We start from the raw sequence: 26,412 nt of genomic DNA, 5'->3' as shown, positions 1-26,412 counted from the left end.
GCGCGGTCCGGTGGGCGTCACCGGGGTCGATGGCCGGTGCCGCCGCGACGAGGGCGGCGGTCTCCGGGTCGTCGAGCGCGATCATTGGCTGGTCGCCGGTGGCCGAGCCGGCTTCGGCCGCGGTGGTCACCAGCAGCGCGGGCCGGGCGTCGGCCATCATGAACGTGAGCCGCTCGGCCGGGTTGTCCAGGTCCAGCGGCAGATAGGCGGCCCCGGCCTTGAGCACGGCGAGGAACGCCACCACCAGATCGAGGGAGCGGCGCATCCCGACGGCCACGAGCTGTTCGGGTCCCGCGCCGCCGGCTATCAGGTGGTGCGCGAGGCGGTTCGCCCGTGCGTTCAGTTCGGCGTACGTGAGTTCAGTACCGCCGTCGGAGACCGCGACGGCCCCGGGCGTGCGCCGTACCTGCTCCTCGATCCGGGCGGGCAGCAGCCCGCCGTCCGTGCTGTCGGTCGTGTCGGTCCTGCGCGGACCGGCGTCGATTCCCCCGTGGTCAGCCATGGGTCACCTGCCTGCGGTTGATTCGGTGCGGTCGCCGGAGAGCAGCTCCGACAGGGCGCGGGCGACGCCGTTGATGCGCAGCAGGTCGTCGTGGTCGACGTCGAAGCGGATCTCCCGGCCGACGGGGTACGACGGCGGGCCCGAGGTGATCGCGATGCCGCGGGCCCACAGCGGCAGCGGGTCGATGGACGAGGCGGCGGCCAGGTAGCCGACCAGCGAGCCGAAGACTCCGGCGAGATCGTCGCGGATGTCGTCGTCGAGTTCGAGGCGTTCGGCGGCGGTGCCCACCGCGCGGGTGAAGATCAGGGCGAGTTCGGGGCCGACTGCCGCGAGGTCGTCGGCGTAGCGCCGCTCGATCTGCCGTCCCGCCTCGTGGAACTCGGTCAGTTCCTCGGGCATCAGCAGCGAGGCGAGCGAGTCGCCCGCGGCGTGGAAGTCCTTGTACAGGCCGACCGTGTTGGGCAGTTCGGGGTCGAACAGCACCAGGGCCGGGGTGTCCTGCCACGCACCGATCCGTTCGGCGAGCGCGGCGGCGAAGACCGCTCCCGCGCAGTAGCCGAGGACGGCGGTGACGCGCCGGCCGCTCTCCCGTACGTCGGTGAGCCACCAGTCGACATAGCCGTCGAGGGCGACCGCGTCGTCCGCGGTCGGCGGGAGCGTCGTCCAGAAGGCGGCGGCGGGCGGGTCCAGCCGGGGAGCGAAGTCGGCGAAACTCGCCTGGGTGCGCCCGCTGGTGCTGAAATCGACCGACAGAATCAATTCGTCCCGGTCGCCTTTTGTCAGCGATTTCCATGAAAGGAGACTCACGTGATTCCCAATCCAGCCGATTCCAGGAATTCTTCCGTTGGCATGACGCTAGACGAAAGGTGCTGACGGGCGGACCCCCTAGGCACGCCCGCCGCACCCCTAACCGTCACGAGCGCAGGGGTCGGACAGCCGCTAGCCCGCGACGGCCACGCCCATGCGCCGGGTGATGGCGTCGAGCACTTCCTTCGGCCGGTCGGCGAGGTAGAAGTGGCCGCCGCCGGGGAACACCTGGAGCTCGCAGGCGCCGGTGGTGTGGTCGCTCCAGGCAGCGGCCTCGGCGAGCGTGGTCGTCGGATCGTCGTCGCCGACGAACACCGTGACGGGGCAGTCGATCCGCACCCCGGCGTCCGCGCGGTAGGTCTCGACCGCCTTGTAGTCGTTGCGGATCGAGGGGATGGCGAGCCGCATGATCTCCTCGTTGCCCAGCACCCGCGAATCGGTTCCGCTGAGCCGGCGCAACTCCGTGATCAGGCCCTCGTCGTCCTTCTGGTGCACCCGGTCGGCGCGGGTACGGGACGGGGCGCGGCGGGCGGAGGCGATCAGCCGGGCGGGCGCGGGCAGGCCGGCGTCCGCCATGCGCCGGGCGACCTCGAAGGCCACCGTGGCGCCCATGCTGTGGCCGAAGAACGTCAGCGGTTCGTCGGCGAACTCCCGCAGGTCCTCGAAGACCCGGTCGGCGAGCTCCGCGATGGTGTCGATGAGCGGTTCCTTGCGCCGGTCCTGCCGGCCCGGGTACTGCACGACCAGTACGTCGATGTCCGGGGCGAGCGCCTGCGACACCGGGAAGTAGAAGCTCGCCGATCCGCCGGCGTGCGGGAAGCAGACCAGGCGCGGGGTGCCCGCGAGGGCGGTGTGGTAGCGCCGGATGTACTGATTGCTGGTGGTAGGGGCGGTGCTGGTCATGGTTCTCCTCACAGAGGGGGCAGGGTGGGCGTCAGCGGGCCCTGGTCCACCGGGAGTTCGGGAAGGAAGCCGAACAGCATCGAGGTGAGCCCCCACATCCCGGTGAATTCCGCGACCTCGGCGTCGTCGACGTCCACTCCGGTGTCGCGCAGCGCGGCGGCGAGCCACCGCTGCTTCTCCGGGTCGCCCGGGGACGCCTGCGGTTCGGAGACCGGGACGGCGGCGGGCAGCGATCCGGCGGCGAGGTCCGGGCGGCGCAGGTGCCAGTTGGTGTTCGACTGGTAGACGTCGGCGAGCGCCGCGAGCCCGAAGTCGCTCCACGGCAGGCCCGCGAGCTGCAGCGACAGCGGCATGCCGTCGCCGCCGAAGCCCATCGGGACCGCGACGGCCGGGAAGCCCACGGCGCTCCACAGGCCGGGCAGCCAGGAGACGGTGCCCAGCGCGGCGGGGTCGTCGTAACGGGGCGCGGTGGTCGGCCAGGTCGGGGTGGCCATCGCGTCGAGGCCGTCGAAGCGTTCGCGCAGGCTCGCGGCGGCCGAGGCGCGGACCCGCTGTGCGTGCAGATAGGTGGGCGCGCCGACGAGGCCGCCGAGGACGGCGGTCCGGCGGAACGGCCGCCCGTACTCCGCCCAGCGGGTGCGCAGCCCGGCGCCGTGCAGCTCGAACGCCTCCGCGAGGAGGGTGATGAACTGCGCCGCGAACAGCGGGTACACCTCGGGGAGTTCCACGGTGACGATCTCGGCGCCGGCTTCCCGCAGCTCTTCGAGGGCGCCGGCGAACGCCGCCGCGCAGTCCTCCGACAGCTGCGCCGACTCCTCGAGCGCCTTCGCCGGAACGCCGATGCGGGCGCCGCGCAGGTCGGTCCGCCAGCCGGTGGCGTCCGGCCGCCCGGCCAGCACCGCGAGGGTGCTCGCGCAGTCCCTGACGTTGCGGGCCAGCGGGCCGACGACATCCAGCGAGCGGCTCAGCGGGCGGCAGCCGCCGTCGGGGACCAGGCCGTGGGTGGGCTTGAAGCCGGTGACGCCGCACAGCGCCGCCGGGATGCGGATGCTGCCGTTGCTGTCCGTGCCGAGGCCGACGTCGAACAGCTCGGCGGGCAGCCCGTTGGCGCTGCCGCAGCTGGAGCCGCCCGTCCAGCGGTTGAGGTCCCACGGGTTGCGCGGCACGGGGAAGTCCAGCGCCGGGTCGGGTCGGCCCAGCGCGTGCTCCGCCATGGTGGTGCGGCCCAGCGGTACCGCGCCCGCCGCCCGCAGCCGGGCGACCGGTACGGCGTCGCGCCCGGCCCACCAGTCCGCGTCGTGCACCCGGCTCTGGCAGGTCGCGGGCGCCTCACGGGTCGCGAAGACATCCTTCACGCCCAGCGTCAGCCCGTGCAGCGGCCCGGCCTCGGCACCGTCCGCCACGGCGGTGTCCAGTTGCTCCGCCGTGGCGGCGGCCTGTTCGGTGAACCGGCCGAGATACGTACCGAGCACCGGGTCGAGCCGGTCCGCCCGGTCGAACGCCTCTGCCACCCGGGTCCTGACGTCAGCCATTCCCGTCCATCCTGTCCTCGGCCGATCCCTGCTGAATTCGGACTCCGAGTCTAGGTAAGGGGAATTGTGGTCCAGACCCCCTTTCCTGCCCCCTAGCACCCCCTGTCGACCTGCTGTCAGAACTTCCCCCGACTACCGTGAAAGGGCCCACGGGGAACATGGTGCGACCGTGCCCGTCCGGGCTCTGAGGGCCTATTCGGCCGGTTCACGGGGGAGCCTTCCTTGATAATGGATGTGAATTCCTGGCCGGTCGGGCAGGTCGCGCTCGCCGACGACTCCGGAACCGGCCCACGGCAGTTGACGGCTCTGGTCCTGGACGTCCTCGGACCGGGGCTCGCGCCCGGCGGGCTCCCGCCGCTGTCCGGCGAGCCGCTCACCGTCCGTACCGGCAGCTACGTGGTCGACCCGCCGTTCTTCGGCAACGGCGACCTCGGCCGGCTCGCGGTGGCCGGCACCGTCAACGCGCTCATCGCGACCGGAGCCGACCCGTACGCCCTCACGCTCGGGCTGATCGTCGAGGCCGGGACACCGCTGCAACTCCTGCACCGCATCACGGAGTCCATCCGCGACACCGCCCATGAGGCGGGGATCGCCATCGCCGCCGTCGACACCCGGGTGGTGCGTGCGGGCGACGCCGACCAGCTGTTCCTCACCGCCACCGGCATCGGGGTCCACCGCCGTCCGCCGCTGTCGCTGGGCGCGGTACGGCCCGGCGACCGCGTCCTGGTGACCGCGCCGCTCGGCAACCACGCCGTCCATCTGCTGTCGCTGCGGGCCGGACTCGGCTTCGAACACCATGTGCCCAGCGACTGCGCTCCGTTGACGTCCCTGCTGAACGGGCTGCCGCCGGGCGCGGTCCGGGCCGCCGCACCGATCACCTCGGGCGGACTCGCCGCGACGCTGCGCACCTGCGCGACGGCCCGCGGGCTCACGCTGCGGATCGACGAGGGGGCGCTTCCCGTCCAGTACGAGGCGCGGCCCGCCTTCGAACTGCTGGGCCTGGCACCGCTGCACACCGCGAACGCCGGCTCGATGTGCCTGTTCGCGCCACCGGCGGCGGCCGACGCGGTCCTCGCCGCGCTCCGCTCCCACCCGTACGGCCGCCAGGCCGCCATCGTCGGCACGGTCACCGACGACACCGCCGGGGCCGTTGAGCTCCGCTCCCCCGACGGGCCGGTCCACCGGCTGCCCGCCGGGGTGCCGCCGGGCAGCGCGGAACCACCGCGGCTGCGCTGACGGCCGCGCCCCGCGCGGCGGAACCCCTCAGGCCGCCGCGACCAGCCGGTCGTAGCCGCGCAGCAGCGTCAGGGCGGCGGCGGTCGCGAGGACCGGCAGCAGGGTGAAGCCGAGCAGCACGCCCAGTTCGGCCGTGGAGCTCTGCTGGGCGGACTCGCCGTCGGTGGACGAGGCATAGCCGAAGATCTGCAGGACCAGCCCGTAGAGGAAGGGCGCCAGGGCGAGGCCGAGCATCTCGCCGGTGGTGAAGACGCCGGAGAAGACACCGGCCTGGCGGCGGCCGGTGCGTTCGGTGTCGTGGGTGGTGCGGTCGGTGAGCATCGCGTACAGGAAGAGCAGCTGGCCGGCGTGCCCGGTGCCGGTCACGGCGATGGCAACGGCGACCACGGCGACGGGCAGGTCCGGCGAGGCGAGCAGCAGCAGGCAGCCGGCGATGAAGAGCCCGCAGGCGGTGGCGTATCCCTGGCGGTTGCCGCTACGGGAGCCGAGCCGCGACCAGAGGTTGACGGTGAGCAGGTTCGGCAGGACGAAGGCGCCGACGACCAGCCCGGTGGCGTCCGAATCGTGCAGCACGTGGTCGGTGAAGTACGGGGCTCCGACGAGCATGAAGCCGGTCGCGAGGGACTGGACGACGCCGCAGCGCAGCAGCGCCATGAACGGGGCGTTGGCGCGGGCCACGGCGAACTGGTGGCGCAGGCTCGGCTCGCTCTCCAGGACCCGGTCACCGCGGGTTCCGGCCGTGCCGAAAAAGGCGCCGACCGCTCCGGCGGTGATGACGAGCGCGCCGAACAGGCCGACCCAGCGGTGTCCGGGAATGCCCCCGCCGCCCGCGTCCGCGATGGCGGGTCCCGCGGCGCCGGCGATCAGCGCGGCGATACCGATGACGGCCACCCGACCGCCGACCAACCGCAGTTGGTCCTGGCGCCGGGTGGTGATCTCGGCGGGCATGGCCGCGTACGGCACCTGGAAGAACGCGAAGGCCGTCGCGGAGAGCAGGAATCCGGCGCCGGTGAACCAGGCGCCCGCCGTACCGGCCGCCACGCCCGAGAACATGAGCGCGAACGTCAGGGCCGCGGCGAGACCGCCGAGCAGCACATACGGCCGGCGCGCGCCCCAGCGCGTCCGGGTGCGGTCGCTCGCCCGGCCGACCAGCGGGTTGAGTACCGCGTCCCACACCTTGGGGAGCAGCACGACCGTGCCGGCCAGGGCGGCCCCGATACCGAGGGTGTCGGTCAGATAGGGCAGCAGCAGAAGGCCCGGCAGGGTGTTGAACGTGCCGGTGACCAGCGAGCCGGAGGCGTAGCCGAAGCGCAGGCGCGCGCCCGGGACGGCGGGCGCGGCCTGCGGTCGGGGCCGCGCCGGCAGGACAGCTTGTTCGGGTTCGACGGCCGTCATGACGTGCTCCTCCGACATCGGTCGGGGACGTGGCGGGATGCCGCCAGGCCCACTTGCCCCCGAGCCTGACCAACGGGCAGCCTTGGCGGAAGTCGGGGAATTCCCCCACATGGCACTTCCTGTCGTGCAGCTTCCGGACAGGGGAACGCTCTTGGCCGGGTCCCCCGGGGGCGGGCACGCTGCGAGTGCCGCCGAGATCACCGGGACCCTGGAATCACCGAGGACAGCGAGGACAACGTGCCGCCTGTGGAGACCGCCCTGTCGCAGGCCACCGGCTCCGCACCGGTCGGCCGTCACAAGGAACTGCTGGTCCTGGAGGAGTCGTTGCGGCTCGCCCGGACGTCGGCGCGGATCGTCTCGCTGGCCGGTGAGCCATGGGTCGGCAAGTCCCGGCTGCTGGCGGAGCTGATCGCCGCGGCGCACGACGGCGGCTGGACGGTGGCCGCGGGCCGGGCCGGACGGCTCGGCGGACCCGTGCCGTTCGAGGTGTTCGTCGACGCGCTCGACGACCAGCTGGCGCGCATCGGCCCCGACCTGGCCGAACGGCTGGGCCCCGGGGAGGCGGACCGGCTCGCCGGGGTCTTTCCCGCGCTGGCCGCGGGGCGCCAGGAGCCGTCCGGGCCGGCCCCCTCCGACCCGGACGCGTACTGGCTGATCCGCGCGATGCGCGCCCTGATCGGACGGGCGGCGGAGGCGAACGGACTGCTGCTGGTCCTCGACGACGTGCACCGGGCCGATCCGCTGTCGCTGCAGCTCCTGGACCACCTGGTCCGGCATCCGCCGCAGGCACCGGTGCTCATCGCGCTCGCCTACCGCGACTCCCCCACCGCGCGCCATCTCTCATCGCTGCGTACCCTGCGGGCGCACGGCGCCACGCCGTCCTGGCGACACCTGGACGTCGCCCCGCTCCCCGAGCGGGACGCCGCCGCGCTGCTGCCGCCCGGACTCGACCCGATCCGGCGCCAGTTGCTGCTGCGCGACGCGGCCGGGGTACCGGGGCTGCTGCACGCCCTGCGGGACGCGGGCCGGCTGCCGGTCAATCCGGACGCCGCTTCCGTGGACTTCCGCGCGCTGTCCCCGGTGGCCTGGCGGACCGCCTGCGCCGCCGCCCTGCTCGGCGACCCGTTCACGCCCGGCACCGTCGCCGAGGTGGCGGAACTGCCGCTGGAACGGGTGCTCGGCGGGCTCGACGATCTGCAGAGCGAGGGCCTCATCCGGCCCGACGGCCATCTGCGCCGCTTCCGCTTCCGGCACCCGGCCGTCGCGGGCCTCGTCCTGCGCGCCACCGACGCCGGCTGGCGCTACGGCGCGCAGGGCCGGGCGCTGCGGGCCACCGCGCAGGGATCGACGCAGGGAACAGCGCAGGGAAGCACGCGGGTGACCGCCACACCCGCCCGCAAGCCGATGCCGCTGTCCGCGATGACGGACGCGATGGACGCGGAGGACCTGACGGCCGACCTGCCGGACGGGCCCGGCGCCGTCGAGCTGGCGTCACTGAGCCGCCGTGAGGTCCAGGTCGCCGTGCTCGTCAGCGCGGGCTTCACCAATCAGCAGATCGCGGGGCGGATGCAGCTCAGCCCCAAGACCGTGGAGACGTATCTGAGCCGGATCTTCAAGAAGCTGGGTGTCGTGTCCCGTACGCAGGTCGCCCATCTGGTGGGGCGCGGCGGCCGTCACCTCTAGGAGCGAGGGGCCCGAGGCGCCCGGGTATGGCGAAGGCCCCGCCCAGGGGTCCGGGGGAAGACCCGGGGGCGGGGCTCGCGGGTTGCCCAGGGCTCCCATGCGGGGGAGTAAGGGAGCGGGGGCAGCGGTACGAGCGTGCGCCTGACCTCATGGGCTTCGCTAAAGCCTCACCGGAGGATCAACGGGGCGGAGTTCCGGCCGTGCAGCTTGCTGCCACCGCTCTGAGCTGGCCCGGACCCCCCTGGCTCCGGAACCTTGGACGAGGAGACTCCCGACGCCGCATCCGCGGGGAAGACGCCGGACCAAGGAGACGCCATGACAGTAAAAAGCGCGGCCACCGCTGAACTGGCACTCGGCAACGGCACCCGCCACCTCATCCACTGCCCGCCGTCGTGGGACCACTACCTGCTGGATGCCCCGAGCGTCGGGGAGGAACACTTCGTGCTGGCCGGTGAGCTGCCGCGGGCGCATCCGCTGTTCAACGACGGTCCCGGCCACTTCCATGACGCGCAGATCGTCACGGAGACGATCCGGGAGATCGGCGAGTTCGTCGGCCACCGCTACTTCGGGGTGCCGCAGGACCGGCCGGGGCTCTTCTTCGGCTTCAACCTGCACCTCACCGAGCTGCGCGCCTGGCGCACCGACTGGGCCAACGCGACGGACTCGGGCACGGCGAGGATGACGACGGGCATCACCGCGAAGCCCGCGAACGCGATGAACGGCGTACCGCGCGGCCTCGACTTCCAGATCGACGTGAAGATCAACGACATGCCGTGCTGCACCGGCACGGCGGGGCTGGTCTTCCTGATGCCGCAGCTGCACCGCAACCACCTGGCCCACAACCGCCAGGCGCTGCGCGCCGCACCGGAGCTGGACGATGCCCCGGACGGGGCGCTGCGGCCGGTGGACCCAGCCGAGGTCGGCCGCTCCGCGGTCTCGAACGTCGTGGTCAGCGAGCCGTCGGAGTCCTCGCGCGGCCGGCTCACGACGTGGGTGCTGACCGACAACCCGAATCCGGTCTTCGCCCCCGAGGGCGGCCACCTGTCGGGGACGCATCTGCTGGAGTCGTTGCGCCAGACCTCGCTGCTGGCGGCCGGCCGGGCCTTCGGGCTCGCCCCCGCACGCAGCACGCCGACCTCGTCCGAGGTGCACTTCCGCAGCTACGCGGAGCCCGAACTGCCGTTGCGCTGCACGGCGGTGCCGGGGGCGCTCGGCCGGGACGAGTACGGCCGGCCGGCCGTGCCCGTGACGCTGACGGTGACGCAGCGGCGGCGTGCCGTGGCGGAGGCCAGGACCACCGTGGTCCAGGACTTCTGACCCGGCGCCACCGACCGGTCCTTGTACGTACGACAGCAGGCCTTGCACAAACCTTGCACGCGGGAACGCAGAGCGGGACGGGGGTAACGCGATGAGATTCTGGATTCTGGGCCCGATGGAGATCGGTGGGGACGACGGGCCGGAGGCCGGCCCCGACGGCGCCGCCACGCCCGCCGTCTCCTACACACCGCGCGCCGCCAAGCTGCGCGTCGTGCTGGCCGCCCTGCTGGTGCGGGCGAACGAGGTGGTGTCGGTCGAGAGCCTGATCGACGAGCTGTGGCAGGACAACCCGCCGCGCACCGCCACCACGACCCTGCAGGTCTACGTCTCCCAGCTGCGCAAGCTGCTGCACTCCGCGGACCCCGAGCACGGCCGCGACACCCTGCTGACCCGCCCGCCCGGCTATCTGCTGCGGCTGGAGCCCGACCGGCTCGACATGACCACGTTCGAGGAGCTGCACGCCCGCGGACGCAAGGCCCTGGAGACGGAGGACTACGCGTCCGCCGCGGAACTGCAGCAGCGGGCCATCGCGCTGTGGCGCGGACCGCTGCTCTCGGACACCCCGCACGGCCCGCTGCTGGGCGGTGCGGCGGTCCGGCTGACCGAGGCCCGGATGACGGCGCTCGACCAGCGGATCCGCGCGGACCTCCAGCTCGGCCGGCACCGCGGGCTCATCGCCGAACTGCAGTCCCTGGCCTCGGAGCACCCACTGCGCGAGGAGTTCCACGCCCATCTGATGGTGGCGCTGTACCGGACCGGCCGGCAGGCGGAGGCGCTGCGTACGTTCGGACGGGTGCGCCGCACCCTCGTCGACGAGCTGGCCATCGAGCCCGGCCCCCGGCTCCAGCGGCTGCACCGGCGCATTCTGGCCGGGGACGCGGCTCTGCTGAGCTCGGGCTCCAACGGTGGCAACGGCGGCGCAGTCGTCGTCGGAACGGCGACCGGGTCCGGATCCGGTGCTGCGGACGGGCCGGCGCAGAGCCTTCCCGAACGGCCCGCGTTCCAGGCCGTCACCTCGCTGCCCGCCGCGGACGGCGCGTTCACCGGCCGCGATGCGGTGCTCGCCGAGGTGGAGCGGCTGCTGCGGGACGCCCCGGCCGGGACCAGCGTCGCCCTCACCGGCAAGCCCGGCGTCGGCAAGACCGCGCTGGCCGTCGAGGCCGCGCACCGCAGCGCCGACGCCTTCCCCGACGGCCGGATCTTCCTCGACCTGGAACCCGACCCCGGACGGCCGCTCGGCGCGGCGGACGCGATGGCCCGGCTGCTGCGCCGCGCGGGAACGCAGGTCACCCTGCCCGCCGAGGCGCAGGACCTCCAGGACGCGCTGCGCCATCTGCTCACCGACCGCCGGATCCTGCTGGTCCTGGACAACGCCACCTCCGAGGCGCAGCTGCGCCCGCTGCTGCCCGCCACCGCGGGCTCCACCGCTCTCATCACCGGCCGCCGGCTGCCCGCCGGACTCGGCGGCGTCCGCCCGGTGGTACTGGACGCCCTCGGCCCCGAGGAGTCGCTGCGGCTCTTCGACGCGCTGGCGGGGCCCGGCCCGGCGGCCGCTGAGCCCGCTGCGGCGGCCGAGATCGTGGAGCTCTGCGGCCATCTGCCGCTCGCCGTGCACATCGCGGCCGCCCAGTTGCGCGCCCGGCCGCACTGGACCGCCGGTTCGCTCTCCGCCCGGCTGCGCGACGAACGCTCCCGGCTGACCGAGCTCCAGCTCGGCGATCTCGACGTGCGCGGCACCCTGATGGTCGCCTATCTGGACTCCTCCCCCGCCGCGCAGCGCGCGTTCCGTCTCCTGGGGCTGCTGCCCGCAGGACCGTTCGGGCTGTGGGCGGCGGCCGCCGTCCTCGGTCTGGAGGAGGGCGAGGCCGGCCGGATCGTCGAGAACCTGGTCGACGGGCGGCTGTTGGAGGCGTCCGTGCACGACGGGCTCCGCCAGGGCCGCTACCACTTCCATGAGCTGCTGCGGATCCTCGCCACCGAACTCCTCGCCGCCGAGGAGACCCCGGAGTCGGCACGCGCCGCCACCGAGCGGATGTGCGAGGCGTACACGCAGGCCGCCGAGCGCGCCGACGCGGCGCTCACCCCGCGACCGGTGACCGGACCGGTGGCTGTCCCCGGTCCGGTCACCGACCACCCGCAGGAATGGTTCGCCCAGGAGCAGCCGGCCCTGGTGCACGCGGTCCGCGCGGCGCACGCCGCCGGGCTGTGGTCCGCCGCGCTGCGTCTCGTCGACGCCATGACCGGTTATCTGGAGGCGCACGCCTCCTGGGCCGACTGGCAGGCCACCCACACCTTCGCGCTCGACGCCGCCCGGCAGAGCGGCGACCGGGCGGGCGAGGCCCGGATGCTGCGTTCGCTGGGTGACCTCGCCTGGCAGAACCGGCGGCTCGCCGAAGCCGCCGACCTGTACACGCGGGCCCGGGACACCGCGGAACTCTGCGACGACCCGTACGAGTACGGCCGCGCCCTGGTCGGCCTCGCCGACCTCCACCTGGACAACGGCGACACGTCCGCGGCCGCCGCCCTGCTCGAACCGGCCCTGGCCGCCCTCGCCGCCCCGGCCCGGGCCCGCGGCCGGTACGACGCGCTGCGCGCACTGGCCCTGCTCGCCCTGGAGGCGGAGGGCCCGGAAGCGGCCCGGGCCCGGTTCACCCAGTGCCTGGACCTCGCCACGGCGCTCAAGGACCGCCGGCTGGAGGCGTACGCCCGCCGCGCGCTGCGGGCGTTGCGTGACCCGGCACCGGCCGCAGGCAAGCCCACCGACCTCGAAGTACGCCCCGGCATCTGGCGGCTGCGGGCCCCGGCGCCACGCCGGTCGCCGCTCCCGGCGCCCGGCCGTCTTTCGGCCCTTACCGCCTGATCCGCACGCCCGGCGCCAGGTTTTAGTACTGCTTTGGCCGAGGGGCCGACCATGACCGCGTCCTATGAGGGCAGGGGGAACGATGCCGGTATCGCAGCAGGAACGGGAACGGCGGCACGACCGCCCGCAGGCCGGTCCTGAACGGTTCGGACCGCGCCGGAGTCTGGTCGGGCGGGAGACGGAAACGGTCGTACTGGCCGGGCGGTTGCGGGATCCGTCGGTGCGGCTGCTGACCCTGACGGGGCCCGCCGGGATCGGGAAGAGCCGGCTCGCGGCGGAGGCCGCCGCCGGGGCGGCGGACTTCTTCGACGAGGTGCGGTGCGTGGACCTGGCGCGGGAGGCGCTGCCCGACCGGGTGCCGGACGGGCACGTGCTGCTCGTCCTCGACGGCTGCGACCAGCCGGACGTCCCCCCGGTCGCCGGGATCGGCGAACTCATCGCGTCCAACGATCACTTGGTGGTGCTGGCCACCGGCCAGGAGCCGCTGCGCGTCTACGGGGAGCGGCTGCTGCCCGTCGCACCGCTGCCGGTGCCGGAGACGGCCGCAGCGGCGGAACCCGATGTGCAGGAGGTCCAGGACGTTCCGTCGGTCGCGCTGTTCATCCGGCGGGCCCGGGACGCCGACCCCGGCTTCGCGCTGACGGCGGAGAACGTCGCGGCCGTCGCGGAGATCTGCGCTCTGCTGGAGGGGCTGCCGCTCGCCGTCGAGCTGGCCGCCGGGCGGCTGCGGCTGGTCCCGCCGCACGTCCTGCTCACCCGGCTGCGGCACCGGACCACGATCCTGGCCGGCGGCCCGCTGGACGCGCCGGAACGGCACCGGTCGCTGACGGCGCTCGCGCGATGGAGCTGCCGGCAGCTGGACCCCGGACAGCGCGCGCACCTGGAGCAGCTGGCCGTCTTCGAGCGGGGATTCGGACTGGCGATGCTGGTCCGGGTGGGCGCCGAGGACGTGCTGGAGACGCTGATCGACAAGAACCTGCTGACCGTCGTCGACCAGGAGCTGGGCGAGCCCCGGTTCGCCGTCCCCGAGCCGGTGCGGTCGTTCCTGCTCACCGAACTGGAGCAGGCGGGCGGCACCGACGCGGCGCTGGACCGGCACGCGAGCGAGTACCAGCGGCTGGTGACGGCCACCGAACCGCGGCTGGCCGGCACCGAACAGGAGAAGTGGCTCGGGGTCCTGGCCGCGGAGAGCGGCAACATCAGCGCGGCGCTGCGCCGGCTGCGCGCCCGCGGCGACCGGGAGGCCGTCGCGGCGCTGGTCACCGCGTGCCGGCAGCCGTGGCTCGTCCAGGGGCGGCTGCGCGAGGGCCTCGACTGGTGCGACGGCCTCGCCGAGGACGGGCCGGGTGACGGCGGCGGAACGCTGCCGGAGCCGGTGCGGGCCCGGCTCGTCGACCTGTCGGGCACCTTCACCGCGGCGCTCGGCGACCCGGACATGGCGGTACGGCGGCACCGCCGCGCGCTCGCGCTGTGCAAGCGGCTCGGCGACCGCCGGCAGGGCGCGCTGGTGACGGCGCGGATGGGCAGGGCGCTGCTGCTCCTGGGCGATCCGTCCGGGGCGCAGGCGGCGCACGGCCCCGCGCTGGCCACCCTGGAGTCGCTGGGCGCGGCGGGACCCGCGGCCGAGGCCGGCACCGCCCTGGCCGGGGCGCTGCGCGTCCAGGGCGAGACCCGTAAGGGCAAGGAGCTGCTGGACCGCGCGCTCGACGCGTACCGGCGGATCCGCGACCCGCGCGGACTGGCGACCGCGCTGCGCGAGTCCGCGGCCTTCGCCGAGGACGCCGGGGACCTGGACGCGGCGGACCGTGCGTTGCGCGAGAGCCTGCGGCTGTACGACTCGATCGGCGAGCGCACCGAACTCCCCGCCACCCTGGAGTCGTTCGCCTTGCTGCTGCTCCGCGCCTCCCCCGGCCAGCAGCCGCGCGCCGTCCGGCTGATCGCGGCCGCCGACGCGCTGCGCCGCGGCTTCGGCGGCAAGGTGCCCGACGAGCGGTGGGGGGTGCTGGAGGAGGCGCTGGCCGGACTGCGGGAGCGGCTGCACTGGACGGGCTTCGCCACCGCGTGGGCCGAGGGGCTGCGGCTGGCGCCCGGCGCGGCCGTGGCGGAGGCGCTGGCGGCGGCCGTGCCCGCCCCGCACGCCGAGCAGGAGAGCCCGGCGGCCCAGCCGCTCACCCCGCGCCAGGTCCAGGTCGCGATGCTCGTCTCGGAGGGTCTGACCAACCGGCAGATAGCCGGTCAGCTCGGCATTTCCGAATGGACGGTGGTCAACCACGTCCGCCAGGTGATGCGCCGGCTCAACTGCACCTCCCGGGTGCAGGTGGCCTGGTCGGTCGGCCGATGGCCGTAACCGTGAACGGGCGTACGGAGACGGCCGCGGACCCGGCGGAGCAGGCGACCGGACACCTGTCCGGGCTGCTGGCCGCCGTCGCACCGCCCGAGGAGGTGGCGGCCCGGTTCCGGGCCGAGGGCTGGTGGCGGGACGAGACGTTCCTGTACGACCTGTACCGGACCGCGGCCACCGATCCCGGCCGGCCCGCGATCGTCTCCCAGCGGATCCACCGCCCCGCCGACCGCCGTACGGTCACCGTCAGCTACGCACAACTCGCGCTGTACGTCGACCGGTTCGCCGCCGCGCTCGACCGTCTCGGGATCGGCGCGGGCGATCCGGTCGCCTTCCAGCTGCCGAGCTGGTGGGAGGCCGCCGCGCTCACCCTGGCCTGTCTGCGGGTGGGCGCGCTCGCCGTTCCCGTCCTGCCGACCGTGCGCGCGCACGGCCTGGAGCGGATCCTGGAGGGCAGCCGGGCCCGGATCTGTGTGGTGCCCGACGTCTGGGAGGGCTTCCCGCACGCGCAGGCCCTCGCCGATCTCGCCCCGGCGCTGCCCTGGCTGCGGCACCGCGTGGTGATCGGTGACGCCGCCGCGACAGGAGCCCTCGACTTCGCCGGGTACTTCCAGCGCACCCCGCACGAACGCGGCCCGCGGGCACGGCGGTTGGGCCTGCGCTCCGACCGGGCGGACCGGATCAGCCTCATGATCACCGTCATGAGCCTGGGCGACGCCTACGCCGCCGCCCTGCACACCCCCAACACCCTGTACGCGAACATCAGCACCCAGCGGGACCCTGCGGGACCGGGCCGGCGGCCGGGCGAGGTCTTCTACTCGGCGCTGCCGCTCACCTCCCTCGCCTCGCTGCTCTACAGCGTCTGCTGGCCGCTCGCGGTCGGCGGCACCGGGGTCTACCAGGACGTCTGGGATCCGGGCAGCTGCCTCGACCTGATGGCCGCCGCCGGGGTCAACCAGGCGTACGCGGCGCCCGTCTACTGGTCCGAGGTGCTCGCCGCGCAGCAGCACCGCCCCCGCGAGCTCGGCGCCCTGCGCCTGCTGCTCTCCGGCGGGCGCACCAGCACACCGGCCCAGCTGCTCGCCGATCTGCCGGGGGCGCTGGGCGCCCCGGTCCGTACCGTCTGGGGCGCCCCGGAGCTGGGCATGGGCACGGTGACCCGCGGCGACACCCCGGCCGAGCGCAACGCCGAGAGCGACGGGCGCCCGCTGCCGGGTCTTGAGGTCTCCGTGGTGCCCGCCGAGGGCGTCGGCGACGCGCGGACGTCCCAGCTCCGGGTCCGCGGTCCCTCCGTCTGCCTGGCGACGTGGCAGCGCGGCGGCGGACCGGCCCCGCTGATCACCTGGGACCGCGACGAGGGCTGGCTCGACACCGGGGACCTCGCCAAGGCCGACGGTCTCGGCGGCGTCCAGGTGATGCGGCGGGCCGGTGAGCGGCTGGGCGGCATCTTCCTGGTGCCGGTGGCCGAGCTGGAGGAGCGGCTGCTCACCCATCCCCGGGTGCGCGAGGCCGCGGTGGTCGGCTACGTCGATCCGGAGTACGGCGAGATGCCGTGCGCCGTCGTCGTGCCCACCACCGAGGCGGAACCGCCCGGCCTCGTCGAACTGCGGGACCATCTGGCCGGCCGGGGCGTCGCCGCCGCGTTCCTGCCGACCCGGCTGGAGCTGGTCGGTTCGCTGCCCAGGGACGACCGGGGCGAGCTGCGCAAGGAGGGCCTGCGCAGCTGGCTCGCCCGCATCCGGCCGGGCGTGCCCCGCCCGGTCCCGGTCCCCGCGCCCGACGCGTAGGGCCGGTTCATGGTGCGGGGGCCGGGTTACTCCGACAGGCCGGAGATCCGGATCGCGAACGCGGCGAGTTCGTCGCGCCAGCCGGGGGCGAGCGGCGCGGCGTCCACGACGCGGTCGGCACGGGCGACGAGCTGGGAGATGATCCGCTCCGCCGTGTCCCGCTCCTCCGTGCCGAGCAGCACCTCGCGCAGCATCTGGGCGTCCCAGTCGTAACCGGGCCCGCCCTCCAGGAAGCCGCGCAGCCGCCAGGCGGCGTGCAGCGGGCGGGCGTAGTCCCGGTACGAGGCGGCGAGGTCCTGCCGGCCGGCCAGCGCGGCGCCGAGCTGCAGCGGGTGGTGCAGGGCGTACCAGCCCGCCCCGCAGCCCTTGGCGCAGCCCGCGATGCAGCGGCCCGGCCATGGGTCGTCGAGGTACTCGGTCGCGCAGGCGGCGTCGGTGTGGGCGCCGATGACGCGCTCGGTGCGCAGCTCGTCCCACAGCTGCCACGCGGCGGCGGGCAGCCGGGACGCGAGCCGGTCCGCGTAGGCGAGCGCCAGATCGCCCGCGAGCACCGCGGTGCCCTCGCCGAAGCGCCGGGACTCACCGCGCCAGCCGCTGCGCTCGTGCTCGGCGGCGTGGCTGACGTGCAGGGTGGGGATGCCGTGCCGCAGCGGGGCGTTGTCGCGGATGTCGCTGCGGATGAGGAAGCAGGTGTCGAGCAGTTCCAGCGCGGCCGCCGCGTCGACGATCGCGGTCGAGGTGGGGTCGCCGCCCGCGGCGAGGTAGCCGGTGACGCAGATGGCGGGGCGGACCCGGTCGCCGCCCGCCCGCACCAGCTCGGTGATCGAACCGACCAGGCTCGCCGCCCTCGGGTTCACCGCGTGCCAGCGGTCGAACTCCCCGGCCAGCAGGCCGCGCAGCCGCTCCTCCACCTGGTCGAGCAGTCCGGCACGCAGTTGCCCGGGGACGGATGTCTTCGGCGGCAGAGGATGCGTGGTCATGATGAGCCTCCCTGGATCGGCTGCTCCGAGCCTTCCGGGGCGGTCGGTGCCGCTCAAGGGCGGTGGGCGGCCCGCCGGCCGAAACGGCCGCGCGGCGGCTTCCGAAGAGCCCGTTCCCTGCCATCCGCGGGAGCGCCCGGCAGGGGGTTGCTATGCGCTTGTCATGGCGCCGTGGTCCGGCACAAACCCCGCGCATACCCGGCTTTAGCGCGGTGTCGGTTCATGGGGGTGCTGCTCGACGCGGGCAGACCGGGCACCACGCCCGACCCACAGCACTGCTGCAGGAGGACTCGTGTCCAACAACTCGTCGAACAACAACAACGACTCGAACAACAGCAACAACAGCTCCAACAACAACGCGAACGTGAACAACAACGCGACCACGAACTTCGCGGACAACAACAACAGCAACATGAACAACAACGACTCGAACAACAACGGCAACAACAACGCCAACACCCCGCGCCTGCAGAGCGTCGTCCCGGCCGACCTCGCGCAGATCCTCGAGGACATCGACGCGGACAACGGCGACGCGTGACACCGCCGGGGCGGTGCGGTCCTGACGACCGCACCGCCCCGCGCACACGCACCGCCCCACGCACGCGCACCCGCACCCGCACCCGCACCCGCACCACCCCGCCGTAGCGCGGCACCGCCACCGGGAAGGAACCGCGATGAATCGCATCAGGGTCGTCGGGCTCGGCGTCCAGGGGATCGAGCAGCTCACCCTCGCCGGACTGCGCCAGTTGCGGGAAGCCGAAGCGGTGCTCCACCTGGTCGACCCGGCCGTCGACGTCCGCGAACTGACCGACCGGCCCACCGAATCGCTGCACGCGCTGTACCTGGCCGGCGTACGCGACCACGACGGCTTCGGCCGGCTGCTCGGCCGCATCCTGGACCGGGCGCGGTCCGACGGCGATATCGCCGTCCTGCTGCCCGGCGATCCACGGCTCGGCGTCACGGTCGTCCAGCAGCTCCAGCGACTGGCCGACGCGGGTGAGCTGACCCTGCATGTCGAGCCGGGCGTCTCGCACTTCACCACCACCGTCAACAACCTGGGGATCGACCCGCTGGAACGCGGCACCCTGGTCGTCGACGCCCATCGCCTGCTGCTCTTCCAGCAGCTGCCGAACCCCGCGTTCAACACCTTCGTCTACCACGTCGACGGCGCGGACCAGGCGGAACTGCTCCAGCGGCTGCTGCTGCGGGCCTACGCCGCCGAGCACCCCGCCTGCCTGGTCGAGGCGGGCCCGGCCGCGGACGGCACCTCCGCCGTGGCATGGGGCCGGGTCGGCTCGCTGTGCGAACTGCTCGCCAACGTCCCCTTCGCGAGCCCGCTCTACCTCCCGGCCGCCGTTCCGCACCGTGTCGACCGCGCCGTCCTGGCCCTGCTGACGCCGTTCCGCTCCGAGCCGGCCGAGCCGGCCACCTGGTGAATGAGCCCCCGGAACACCGCGGTTGACGCACCCGACGCACGCGTACCCGCCGATGCCGTCTTCCCGGGCGACGCCACCGCCGTGGCCGCGTACCGGGACCAGCGCCGCCTGCTGCAGAAGGAGGCGGTCCTGGGGCGCGGCGAGCTGATCGAGAGCGTGCTGCGCGGCCGCCGGGCGGCCCTGGCCGGACTCCGCGGAACCCCTTGGCTGCGGCGGCTGATCGACAGCACCCACCGGCAGGTCCAGCAGGTGATGGCGCGCCCCGAGTACGCGGACGTCCTGCCGCTGCGCCGCTCGATGCTGACGTTCCTCGCCGAACTGCCGCTGCCCATCCCGGCCGACAGCGTCATCCTGCGTCACCCCACCCACGCGCCCGCCGCCGAGATCCTGGCCGGGCTGCCGGAGCTGCGGCACCGGCGCCCGGAGGTGACGCGGATCCTGGCCGAGTCCTCGCTCCAGGAGACCGGCACCCCGTTCCGCACGGTGGACGACGACAACGGCCGGGCGATCGTGCTGGGCCAGGACGCCCCCACGATCGACGCCCTGGCCGGCATCGCCCACGAGCTGGGCCACTGCCTGTACGAACGGGCCCGCCCGGGGCGCTCGGTCCGGTCGCAGTTCGCGTCGGAACGGCTCGCGCACTGCCTGGAGGAGCGGCTGGTCGCCGCGTACCTGCGGGAGCGCGGCAGCCCCGAGGAGTGCCGCGACTGGTGGTCCTACCAGCGCCGGGTGGACGCCCACAATCTGTACTTCTTCCGGCTGGAGCGGGCACTCATGTACGAACAGCCTGACTCCGTACCGGAGTTGATGCCCGAGTCGACGACGTCGTTCCGTGAGTCGCTGTTCATCCTGCCGGGCTACCAGGTGGTGTACGCCCGCGCGTCACTCGCCCGGCTGCCCGCTCATGGCGGTGCGTAGGCTCACCGGCCGCATGTCCGTCCAGTGCGCCTCGATGTGGTCCAGGCAGGCCTGCCGGCCGCTCTTCTCCAGGACGATCCGCCAGCCGGCGGGCACGTCGTTGGCGGCGGGCCACACGGAGTACTGGCCCTCGTCGTTGACCAGTGCCAGATAGGTGGCGTCCGGGTCCTCGAACGGTGTGCTCAACTGCTCGTCCTCTCCCTGGGTACGGGTTGCTGCGGTTTGTGGACTTCCAACAAGTGCGCGACTCACGTGAGTTCGGCGGTCACGCCATTTCGGTGACGCTGAGCTGAAGGTCCACCGGCAGCTCCTGCCGGCTGCTGATGCTGAGCTTGCGGTAGACCCGCGTCAGGTGCTGCTCGACGGTGCTGACGGTGATGTAGAGCTTCATCGCGATCTCCCGGTTGGTGTGCCCGTGCACCGCGAGCATCGCCACCCGCTTCTCGGAGTCGCTGAGCTTGGCCTCCAGGTCCGCGTAGGCCGCCACCGGCGCCGGATCCTCCGGCACCCCGCCCGCGGCGCTGTGCCCCGGGAGGGTCTTCTCGCGCAGCGCCTCGGCCCCGCACTCCTGCGCCAGGTGCCAGGCCCGCCGGTTGACCATGTTGGCGCGGGTGGGCTCGCCCAGTTCCTTGAGCACCTGGCCGAGTTCGGCCATGGACCGGGCCAGCTCGTAGCGGTCGCCCGACCGGCGCAGCTCGTCGACGGACTTGGCGAGCAGGATCTGCCGCTCCCTGGGCTCACGCGTCGCGGCGCGCAGCCGCAGCGAGATACCGGACACCCATGGGTTGGCGGCGTCGCGGGTGGCGAGCTGGTCGGTCACGAAGCGCTCCGCCTGGTGCGCCTCGCCGAGCTGCAGCAGCGCCTCGGCGGCGTCGGTGCGCCACGGCAGCAGCAGCGGCCGGTCCAGCCCCCAGCGCTTGGTGCGCCGGCCGATGTCCAGGAAGTCGCCGAGCGCGGCGTGGTAGCGGCTGGTCGCCAGGTGGTACTGACCGCGGGCGCGCAGATAGCCGAGCCCGTGGAAGCTGCCGGCCAGGCCCTCGGGGACCGGCTGGCTGAGCACCCGTGCGGCCGCGTCGTAGTGGCCCATCGCGGTACGGGCGCGGACCAGTGTCGCCGCCACCCCGCACAGGAAGACGCTGCCGCCGCGTTCCGGCACCAGCTTGAGGGCATGCGCGGCCCGCTCCTCGGCGCCCTGCAGATCCCCCTGGCGCAGCAGGGCCTCGGCCCCCAGCGAGGTGAACAGCGCCTGCCAGCCCGGGGCTTCGCGGCGGGCGGCCTCCTCGCCGATGACCTGGCTCCAGTGCACGGCCCGCTGCGCGCCGCCCAGGTGCAGCAGGACCCGCAGGGCCTGCACGATCGGCTCCACGGTGGCGGCCGCGAGGGTCGTGCCGCGCAGGAACAGTTCGGCGTCCTCGGCGGCCGTGCCGTCCTGCACGCCGTCCGGGATCGCCCACAGGGCGGCCGGCGCGACGGCCACCGTGGCGGCGTTGACGCTGGAGTGCGCGGCGGTGGACGGTGGCGGCGAGCCCGCGGCGCGGGTCCGCCCGCCGGACCAGCGCGGGAAGGCGGACAGCCCGTCCAGCGGATCGTCCCGGTGCCCCGGCAGCTGGCCGCCGGGTCTGCTGCCGAGCGCCGAGCCCAGCGACGAGACCGGTGCCGTGCCGTGCTGCGGGTCGGGCCGGCGGCCCGTGTCACCGGTCGCGGTCGCGAGCCGGGCGAGTACGTCGCCGGCCTCGTCGATCCGCCCTTGGGCGGCCAGCAGCCGGGCCAGCGGGCCCATCCGGGCGGGGGCGAGCCGGTCGGCGCGCAGCGCGTCCAGCGGTTCGGCGAGGTGCCGTTCCGCGGCGCCCGGGTTGGTCCGCCAGGTCACGGCGGCCAGCCGGGTGCGGAACTCCGCGCGCTGCTCGTCGTCGGTGCACCCCTGGTACGCCAGCTCCAGGCAGGCGGCGGCCGGTACGGCCTTGCCGTCGGCGAGCAGCTGCTCGGCCGCCGCCCGCAGGACCGGCACGGCCCAGTCCTCGTCCGCGTGCTGGGCGGCGAGCAGCTGGCCGGCGACGGCCGACGCGGGCATGCCGTACTGGTGCGCGAGCCGGGCGGCCCGCCGGTGCAGTCCGGTGCGGGCGGCCGGATCCATCCGGTCGAGGAGCGAGCGGCGCACCGCGGGGTGCCGGAAGCGGAAGCTCTCCAGGATCCCGGCGGCGTTCAGCGCGGCGACCCCCTGGACCGCCGCGGGAGGGGTGATGCCCAGCAGTTGCGCGGCCAGTTCCGCGGTGCCGGTCCTGCCCAGGACGGCCAGCGCCTCGGCCAGCTGGGTGGTCCGCGGCCCGCAGCGGTACAGGCACGCCAGTACCGCCTGGGTGAACGCGCCGCCCGCTTCCGGCTCCGGGATCGCGCCCGCCGGGGAGTTGCGCCGGGCGACCCGGTACTCCTCGACAAGCGCGCGCAGCAGCAGCGGGTTGCCGCCGCTGACGGTCCAGAAGTGGCCGGCGTGGTCGGCGAGCCGCTCGTCCCCCGCCGTGTCCGGCTGCCCGTCGAGTCCCTGGGCGAGCACCTCGGCGACGGCGTACCGGCCGAGCCGCTCCAGACGGACCCGGGTGAAGTTGGGCTGCCGCAGCAGCTCCGTGCCGAACACCGGGTCGTCGCTGCGCTCGTGCACCGGTTCGGTCAGCACCAGCAGGATCCTGGCGTTGCGGGCCCTGCGGGCCAGCTGCAGCAGATAACGGCAGGACAGGTCGTCCACCAGATGCAGGTCGTCGACGCAGATCACCACCGGCGTCCGCGTACTGAGGTCATGGACGGCGTCGCTGAACGCCTGCATGGCCTCGATCCTCGACGGGCCCTGGTTCTGCGCCGGTTCCGGCAGTGTCCCGGGCGGCGCGCTGTTGACGAGCTGCCCCAGTACAGCCAGTGGCAGGGCCCGTTCCGCCGCGGATCCCATCGCGCGCAGCACGACGGCACCGGCCTTCTCGGCCGACTCGGCGACGGTGTCGGCGAGTTCGCTCTTCCCGCAGCCGACCGCGCCTTCCACCAGCACGATCCGGGCATGTCCTGCCATACATCCGGCCAAGGCCGTATCCAGTAGCGCCAGTTCCGCCTCACGGTCGATCAGCACCATCTTCGCCCCACTGTCCCCGTAATCCAGTGCGGTCCGCGCTCCCACCGGCCGGAATAACCGGCCTTTTTCCCCAGGGGAAGCGCATTGGCACTGGCGAATTGAAACGGAGGATTCTCCCCGTTGAATCAGGAATCCAGTGTAGGCAGGGAACTCGCGCCCCACGGTGGCCGGAAGTTGCCCTGCAGTAAGTACTCCAGCGGCGCGCGAGTGCCCGCCCGGGGTGCTGTCGGGCGGGGCAGGTCAGAGGGCCGTGGCGGGCTCCGGAAGGATCTGCCGCGGTACGTTCCTGGGGTGTCCTGGAGTGCGCCACTCACGGGGGTAGCCGACCGACACCTCTTCGAACCGCACGCCGTCGTACCAGGTGGTGCGCGGAATGTGCAGGTGGCCGTAGACGACGGCGGCGGCCCGGAATCGGGTGTGCCAGTCCGCGGTCAGCTCCGTTCCGCACCATTGGGCGAATTCGGGATAACGCAGGATATTCGTCGGGTCCCGCACCAGGGGGAAGTGGTTGACGAGGACGGTCCGCAGTTCGGGATCGCAGGCTTCCAGCCGCTGCGCGGTCTCCGCCACCCGGGCCCGGCACCACGCGTCCCGCGACGGGTAGGGATCGGGGTGCAGCAGGAACTCGTCGGTGCAGACGATGCCGGCCTCGTAGGCCTGCGCGAGCGACTCCTCCTTCGTGCCCGCGGTGGGCGTGCGGAAGGTGTAGTCGTACAGCAGGAACAGCGGCGCGACGACGACCGGGCCGCCGGGGCCGCTCCACACCGGATACGGGTCCTCCGGGCTGTGCACGCCCAGCGAGCGGCAGACCTCCACCAGATGCCGGTAGCGGGCCTCGCCGCGCAGCTGCACGGAATCGCCGTGCGGGGTCCACAGGTCATGGTTGCCCGGCGCCCACACGACATGGGCGTAGCGCAGGCTCAGCAGTTCCAGCGCCCACTCGATGTCCTCGAGCATCTCGCCCACGTCGCCCGCGACGATCAGCCAGTCCGACGGGTTGTCCGGGCGCAGCTCCTCGAGGATCTTCCGGTTCTCCGGATGCGCGACATGCAGGTCACTGATGCCCAGCAACTTCCCTTGAGACATCCGATGAGGGTAGAACGGCGAAGAGTGGGGAAGAACCCCTAAGTCCGGGCAGGCACCCCCTGCCCCCGGCCCCACGGGCCGCCTTGTCATGGCGTGTAGCAACCGCATGGCAAGCCGGCGCGCGCCCGTGCCTGCCGACCGGCAGGCCGTCCGCACGCCCGCTCCCGGATAGCAGCTGCCGACCATGAATCGGGTCTGTGACCTGCCCTGTCAGCGCCGCCGGAGCATCGTTCGTTGTCCCGTGACCCCCCGGAACGGCAGCGTGGAAATCGCTCGCCACACACCGGAGCGAGCACGCAGCAGACGCCGACGAGGCGTCGGACGAAACGGGGCTCCCATGATCGCGCAGCTGCTTCCCACCGAGGTCGTCGCCGTGGACGCGACGATGGATCCGCCCGAGGCGACCCTGTTCCCGGAGGAGGCGGAGCAGATCCGCAACGCGGTGGAGAAGCGGCGGCTGGAGTTCACCACGGCGCGCTGGTGCGCCCGCCGCGCCCTGGCCGGGCTCGGCCTGCCGGCGATGCCGATACTCCCCGGCACCCGTGGCGCGCCGCAGTGGGCGCCGGACGTGGTCGGCAGCATGACGCACTGCAACGGCTACCGTGCGGCGGCCGTGGCCCGCACCAGTGACATCGCGGCGATCGGGATCGACGCCGAGCCCAACGACACCCTCCCGGAGGGCATCCTGGAGTCCATCGCGCTCCCCCAGGAGCGGGGTTGGGTGCGTCAGTTGATGCGGACGGCCCCCGAGGTGTGCTGGGACCGGCTGCTGTTCAGCATGAAGGAGTCGGTCTACAAGGCCTGGTTCCCGCTCACCGGCCGGGAGCTGGACTTCGAGGACGCGCTCATCACCGTCAACCCGGTGGCGCGTACCTTCCGCGCCCGGCTGCTGCTGCCGGCGTCCGCCCTGAAAGAGGGGGACCCCACGGGTTTCAGCGGCCGCTGGTCGGCGGGCGGTGGCGTACTGGTCAGTGCGATCGCGGTTCCGGCCACGGTTCCCGCGACGGTGGGGGCACAGCAGAACGCTCCCTACCAGATCCTGGTAGGGAGCGCTGCGTGAATCAGGCCGAACGACCGGGGATGGTCAGTCCCCCGGGATGGTCAGTCCCATTCGTCGTCATCAGCGTGTACGTGCCCCGTGTTGTAAGCCGCAGGAGTGCTGATGGCATCCCCCGCCTGACGTTCCAAGGTCTGCGCCTGCGCCGGGGAGTACCCGACCGCCAGCGCCGCGACCGCACTTGCGACGAGTATCGCCCGTACGGTCACACTCTTCATATTCGCCGAAACCCTCATGTTTCCCCCAAAAGGATCGGTCTAACGGACTTCACTGCTGTGCTGCCGTCACTTGAGGCTCACTAGAGCCACTGTCCGACCCGCACACAATGCCCAGGTTCGAATCCCCGCTCCAAGGCCAACCCGATGGCCTAAGCTTGCATGGCAGCAACTTCACAGCTCACGGGGGAGCGCCACGGATGGCCGGAAGCGGCAATTCCAGTTCGGAGTTCGCCGAGTTGGACGACTTGAGCGCTGCCGCCTACGGGGCCGCCGTCGAGTTCGGACGGTTCGACCGGGCGGACATCGCGGAGCGACTTTCGCTCACCACGCCCGAGGTCGACCGGGTGGAACACGTCCTGCGACTTCTGCATCTTCTGCAGCCGATGCCGGGTGATCCCGACGTGCTGGTTCCGGTGGGACCTGACGTCGCGGCCGCGGATCTGGTGGGATCCGCCGAGCATCAGATCCGGGATCTGCAGCAGGCCGTCACCGATGTGCGGTCGAAGCTGCTCTCGCTGATGCCGCGGTACTTCGAGGGACGCCGGATGCGCAACCGGCTGGAGGCCTTCGATGTCATCAGCGACAAGGACACCATCCAGTCGATGATCAACCACCTGACGCAGCAGTGCCGCAAGGAGCTGCTCACGGTGCAGCCCGGCGGCGCCCGCTCGTCACCGTCGCTGGCGTCGGCCCGCCAGCGCGCGCTGAACACGCTGGACCGGGGGGTGCGGATCCGCACCATCTACCAGCACACGGCCCGCAGCGACCTCGCCACCAGGGCGTATGTCCGGGACATCTCCGCCGAGGGCGCCGAGGTCCGCACCGCGGACGAACTCATCGACCGCATGATCATTTACGATCGGGAGACCGTCTTCCTGCCGGAGCGCAAGTCGGCCTCGAAGACCCCCGGCGCGGCGATCGTCCGCGAACCGACGCTGGTCGCCTTCCTCTGCGCGGTCTTCGAACACCTGTGGGACGGCGCCACCCCGTTCAACCCCGACAGCCAGTCGACGTCCTCGGGGACCGACGATCTCCGCGCGTCGATCATCCGGCTGATGGCCAAGGGGTACAAGGACGAGATGGTGGCCCGCCGGCTCGGCATGTCGGTACGCACCTGCCGCCGCCACATATCGGAGATCACCGAACAGCTCGAGGCCACCAGCCGGTTCCAGGCGGGGTTCAACGTCGCGCTGTCCGGGATGCTGGACCAGTTCGGCCTCAAGGAGTGACGACCCCGGG

General features: G+C 73.3%; 21 protein-coding genes. 11 read left to right on the top strand and 10 right to left on the bottom strand.

Going from position 1 to position 26,412, the window contains the following annotated elements; all coding sequences use genetic code 11:
- The 4 genes from O3W51_RS06595 to O3W51_RS06580 all read right to left on the bottom strand — a co-directional run.
- Positions 1-502, bottom strand: a 502-nt coding sequence (locus O3W51_RS06595) for an AMP-binding protein (protein WP_269284500.1), incomplete at its 3' end; no start/stop codon positions are given.
- A 3-nt stretch (positions 503-505) separates the two neighbouring features.
- On the bottom strand, positions 506-1,261 hold the full coding sequence (locus O3W51_RS06590) for a hypothetical protein (RefSeq protein ID WP_138350838.1): 756 nt from the start codon (positions 1,259-1,261) through the stop codon (positions 506-508).
- Positions 1,262-1,441: 180 nt separating this feature from the next.
- Positions 1,442-2,212: a thioesterase II family protein gene (locus O3W51_RS06585; protein ID WP_269284496.1), complete on the bottom strand. Its 771-nt coding sequence runs from the start codon at positions 2,210-2,212 to the stop codon at positions 1,442-1,444.
- Between the two features lie 8 nt (positions 2,213-2,220).
- Entirely contained in the window at positions 2,221-3,744 is a 1,524-nt protein-coding gene (locus tag O3W51_RS06580) for an amidase (protein WP_138350840.1), read from the bottom strand.
- Positions 3,745-3,972: 228 nt separating this feature from the next.
- Between O3W51_RS06580 and hypE the strand changes: the two genes are divergently transcribed.
- Complete coding sequence (gene hypE, locus O3W51_RS06575; RefSeq protein WP_138350841.1) at positions 3,973-4,980, top strand: hydrogenase expression/formation protein HypE; 1,008 nt, start codon at positions 3,973-3,975, stop codon at positions 4,978-4,980.
- Between the two features lie 27 nt (positions 4,981-5,007).
- On the opposite strand, the gene O3W51_RS06570 is transcribed toward hypE, so the two are convergent.
- Positions 5,008-6,375 carry an MFS transporter gene (locus O3W51_RS06570; RefSeq protein ID WP_269284492.1) on the bottom strand — a complete coding sequence of 456 codons (1,368 nt, stop codon included), beginning with the start codon at positions 6,373-6,375 and terminating at the stop codon, positions 5,008-5,010.
- Between the two features lie 246 nt (positions 6,376-6,621).
- Here O3W51_RS06570 and O3W51_RS06565 point away from each other — a divergent pair, with 246 nt between their 5' ends.
- From O3W51_RS06565 to O3W51_RS06545, 5 genes are all read left to right on the top strand, one after another.
- Positions 6,622-8,058, top strand: coding sequence for a helix-turn-helix transcriptional regulator (locus O3W51_RS06565; RefSeq protein ID WP_269284490.1), 1,437 nt, complete (start codon positions 6,622-6,624; stop codon positions 8,056-8,058).
- A gap of 315 nt (positions 8,059-8,373) precedes the next feature.
- Positions 8,374-9,375, top strand: coding sequence for an AfsA-related hotdog domain-containing protein (locus tag O3W51_RS06560; protein ID WP_138350844.1), 1,002 nt, complete (start codon positions 8,374-8,376; stop codon positions 9,373-9,375).
- 91 nt (positions 9,376-9,466) lie between these two features.
- Positions 9,467-12,235 carry an AfsR/SARP family transcriptional regulator gene (locus tag O3W51_RS06555; protein ID WP_232484642.1) on the top strand — a complete coding sequence of 923 codons (2,769 nt, stop codon included), beginning with the start codon at positions 9,467-9,469 and terminating at the stop codon, positions 12,233-12,235.
- A gap of 82 nt (positions 12,236-12,317) precedes the next feature.
- Positions 12,318-14,582 carry a helix-turn-helix transcriptional regulator gene (locus tag O3W51_RS06550; protein WP_269284482.1) on the top strand — a complete coding sequence of 755 codons (2,265 nt, stop codon included), beginning with the start codon at positions 12,318-12,320 and terminating at the stop codon, positions 14,580-14,582.
- Positions 14,573-16,363, top strand: coding sequence for an AMP-binding protein (locus tag O3W51_RS06545; protein ID WP_198356980.1), 1,791 nt, complete (start codon positions 14,573-14,575; stop codon positions 16,361-16,363). The genes O3W51_RS06550 and O3W51_RS06545 overlap by 10 nt, the downstream gene beginning before the upstream one ends.
- Before the next feature lie 26 nt (positions 16,364-16,389).
- Here O3W51_RS06545 and O3W51_RS06540 read toward each other — a convergent pair whose 3' ends face one another.
- Positions 16,390-17,343, bottom strand: a complete 954-nt coding sequence (locus tag O3W51_RS06540) for a polyprenyl synthetase family protein (RefSeq protein WP_232484643.1) — start codon at positions 17,341-17,343, stop codon at positions 16,390-16,392.
- 292 nt (positions 17,344-17,635) lie between these two features.
- Between O3W51_RS06540 and O3W51_RS06535 the strand changes: the two genes are divergently transcribed.
- From O3W51_RS06535 to O3W51_RS06525, 3 genes are all read left to right on the top strand, one after another.
- The gene (locus tag O3W51_RS06535; RefSeq protein ID WP_164293333.1) at positions 17,636-17,881 is read left to right on the top strand and encodes a hypothetical protein; all 246 of its coding nucleotides are present in this window, start codon (positions 17,636-17,638) and stop codon (positions 17,879-17,881) included.
- Positions 17,882-18,017: 136 nt separating this feature from the next.
- The gene (locus O3W51_RS06530) at positions 18,018-18,779 is read left to right on the top strand and encodes an SAM-dependent methyltransferase (RefSeq protein ID WP_269284473.1); all 762 of its coding nucleotides are present in this window, start codon (positions 18,018-18,020) and stop codon (positions 18,777-18,779) included.
- Positions 18,780-19,697, top strand: a complete 918-nt coding sequence (locus O3W51_RS06525) for a hypothetical protein (RefSeq protein ID WP_138350850.1) — start codon at positions 18,780-18,782, stop codon at positions 19,695-19,697.
- Here O3W51_RS06525 and O3W51_RS06520 read toward each other — a convergent pair.
- The 3 genes from O3W51_RS06520 to O3W51_RS06510 all read right to left on the bottom strand — a co-directional run bounded on the left by O3W51_RS06520 (position 19,662) and on the right by O3W51_RS06510 (position 23,880).
- The gene (locus tag O3W51_RS06520; RefSeq protein WP_138350851.1) at positions 19,662-19,883 is read right to left on the bottom strand and encodes an MbtH family protein; all 222 of its coding nucleotides are present in this window, start codon (positions 19,881-19,883) and stop codon (positions 19,662-19,664) included. The genes O3W51_RS06525 and O3W51_RS06520 overlap by 36 nt on opposite strands.
- 79 nt (positions 19,884-19,962) lie before the next feature.
- Positions 19,963-22,812 (bottom strand): helix-turn-helix transcriptional regulator, encoded by a 2,850-nt coding sequence (locus tag O3W51_RS06515; protein ID WP_138350852.1) that lies wholly within the window; start codon positions 22,810-22,812, stop codon positions 19,963-19,965.
- Positions 22,813-23,052: 240 nt separating this feature from the next.
- A complete protein-coding gene (locus tag O3W51_RS06510; protein WP_381586450.1) occupies positions 23,053-23,880 on the bottom strand; it encodes a metallophosphoesterase family protein in 828 nt (275 codons plus the stop codon).
- A 355-nt stretch (positions 23,881-24,235) separates the two neighbouring features.
- Here O3W51_RS06510 and O3W51_RS06505 point away from each other — a divergent pair, with 355 nt between their 5' ends.
- Positions 24,236-24,958: a 4'-phosphopantetheinyl transferase family protein gene (locus O3W51_RS06505; RefSeq protein WP_138350854.1), complete on the top strand. Its 723-nt coding sequence runs from the start codon at positions 24,236-24,238 to the stop codon at positions 24,956-24,958.
- Between the two features lie 41 nt (positions 24,959-24,999).
- Here O3W51_RS06505 and O3W51_RS06500 read toward each other — a convergent pair whose 3' ends face one another.
- Positions 25,000-25,173, bottom strand: coding sequence for a hypothetical protein (locus O3W51_RS06500; protein ID WP_187145010.1), 174 nt, complete (start codon positions 25,171-25,173; stop codon positions 25,000-25,002).
- Between the two features lie 197 nt (positions 25,174-25,370).
- Here O3W51_RS06500 and O3W51_RS06495 point away from each other — a divergent pair, with 197 nt between their 5' ends.
- Positions 25,371-26,402 carry a LuxR C-terminal-related transcriptional regulator gene (locus tag O3W51_RS06495; RefSeq protein WP_138350855.1) on the top strand — a complete coding sequence of 344 codons (1,032 nt, stop codon included), beginning with the start codon at positions 25,371-25,373 and terminating at the stop codon, positions 26,400-26,402.
- Positions 26,403-26,412: the final 10 nt, after the last annotated feature.

The sequence above is a fragment of the Streptomyces sp. H39-C1 genome (assembly GCF_027158125.1).
GTDB lineage: Bacteria > Actinomycetota > Actinomycetes > Streptomycetales > Streptomycetaceae > Actinacidiphila > Actinacidiphila fildesensis.
The sequence above is the reverse complement of the archived record's forward strand: the minus strand, read 5'-3'. Positions and strand labels throughout refer to the sequence as shown.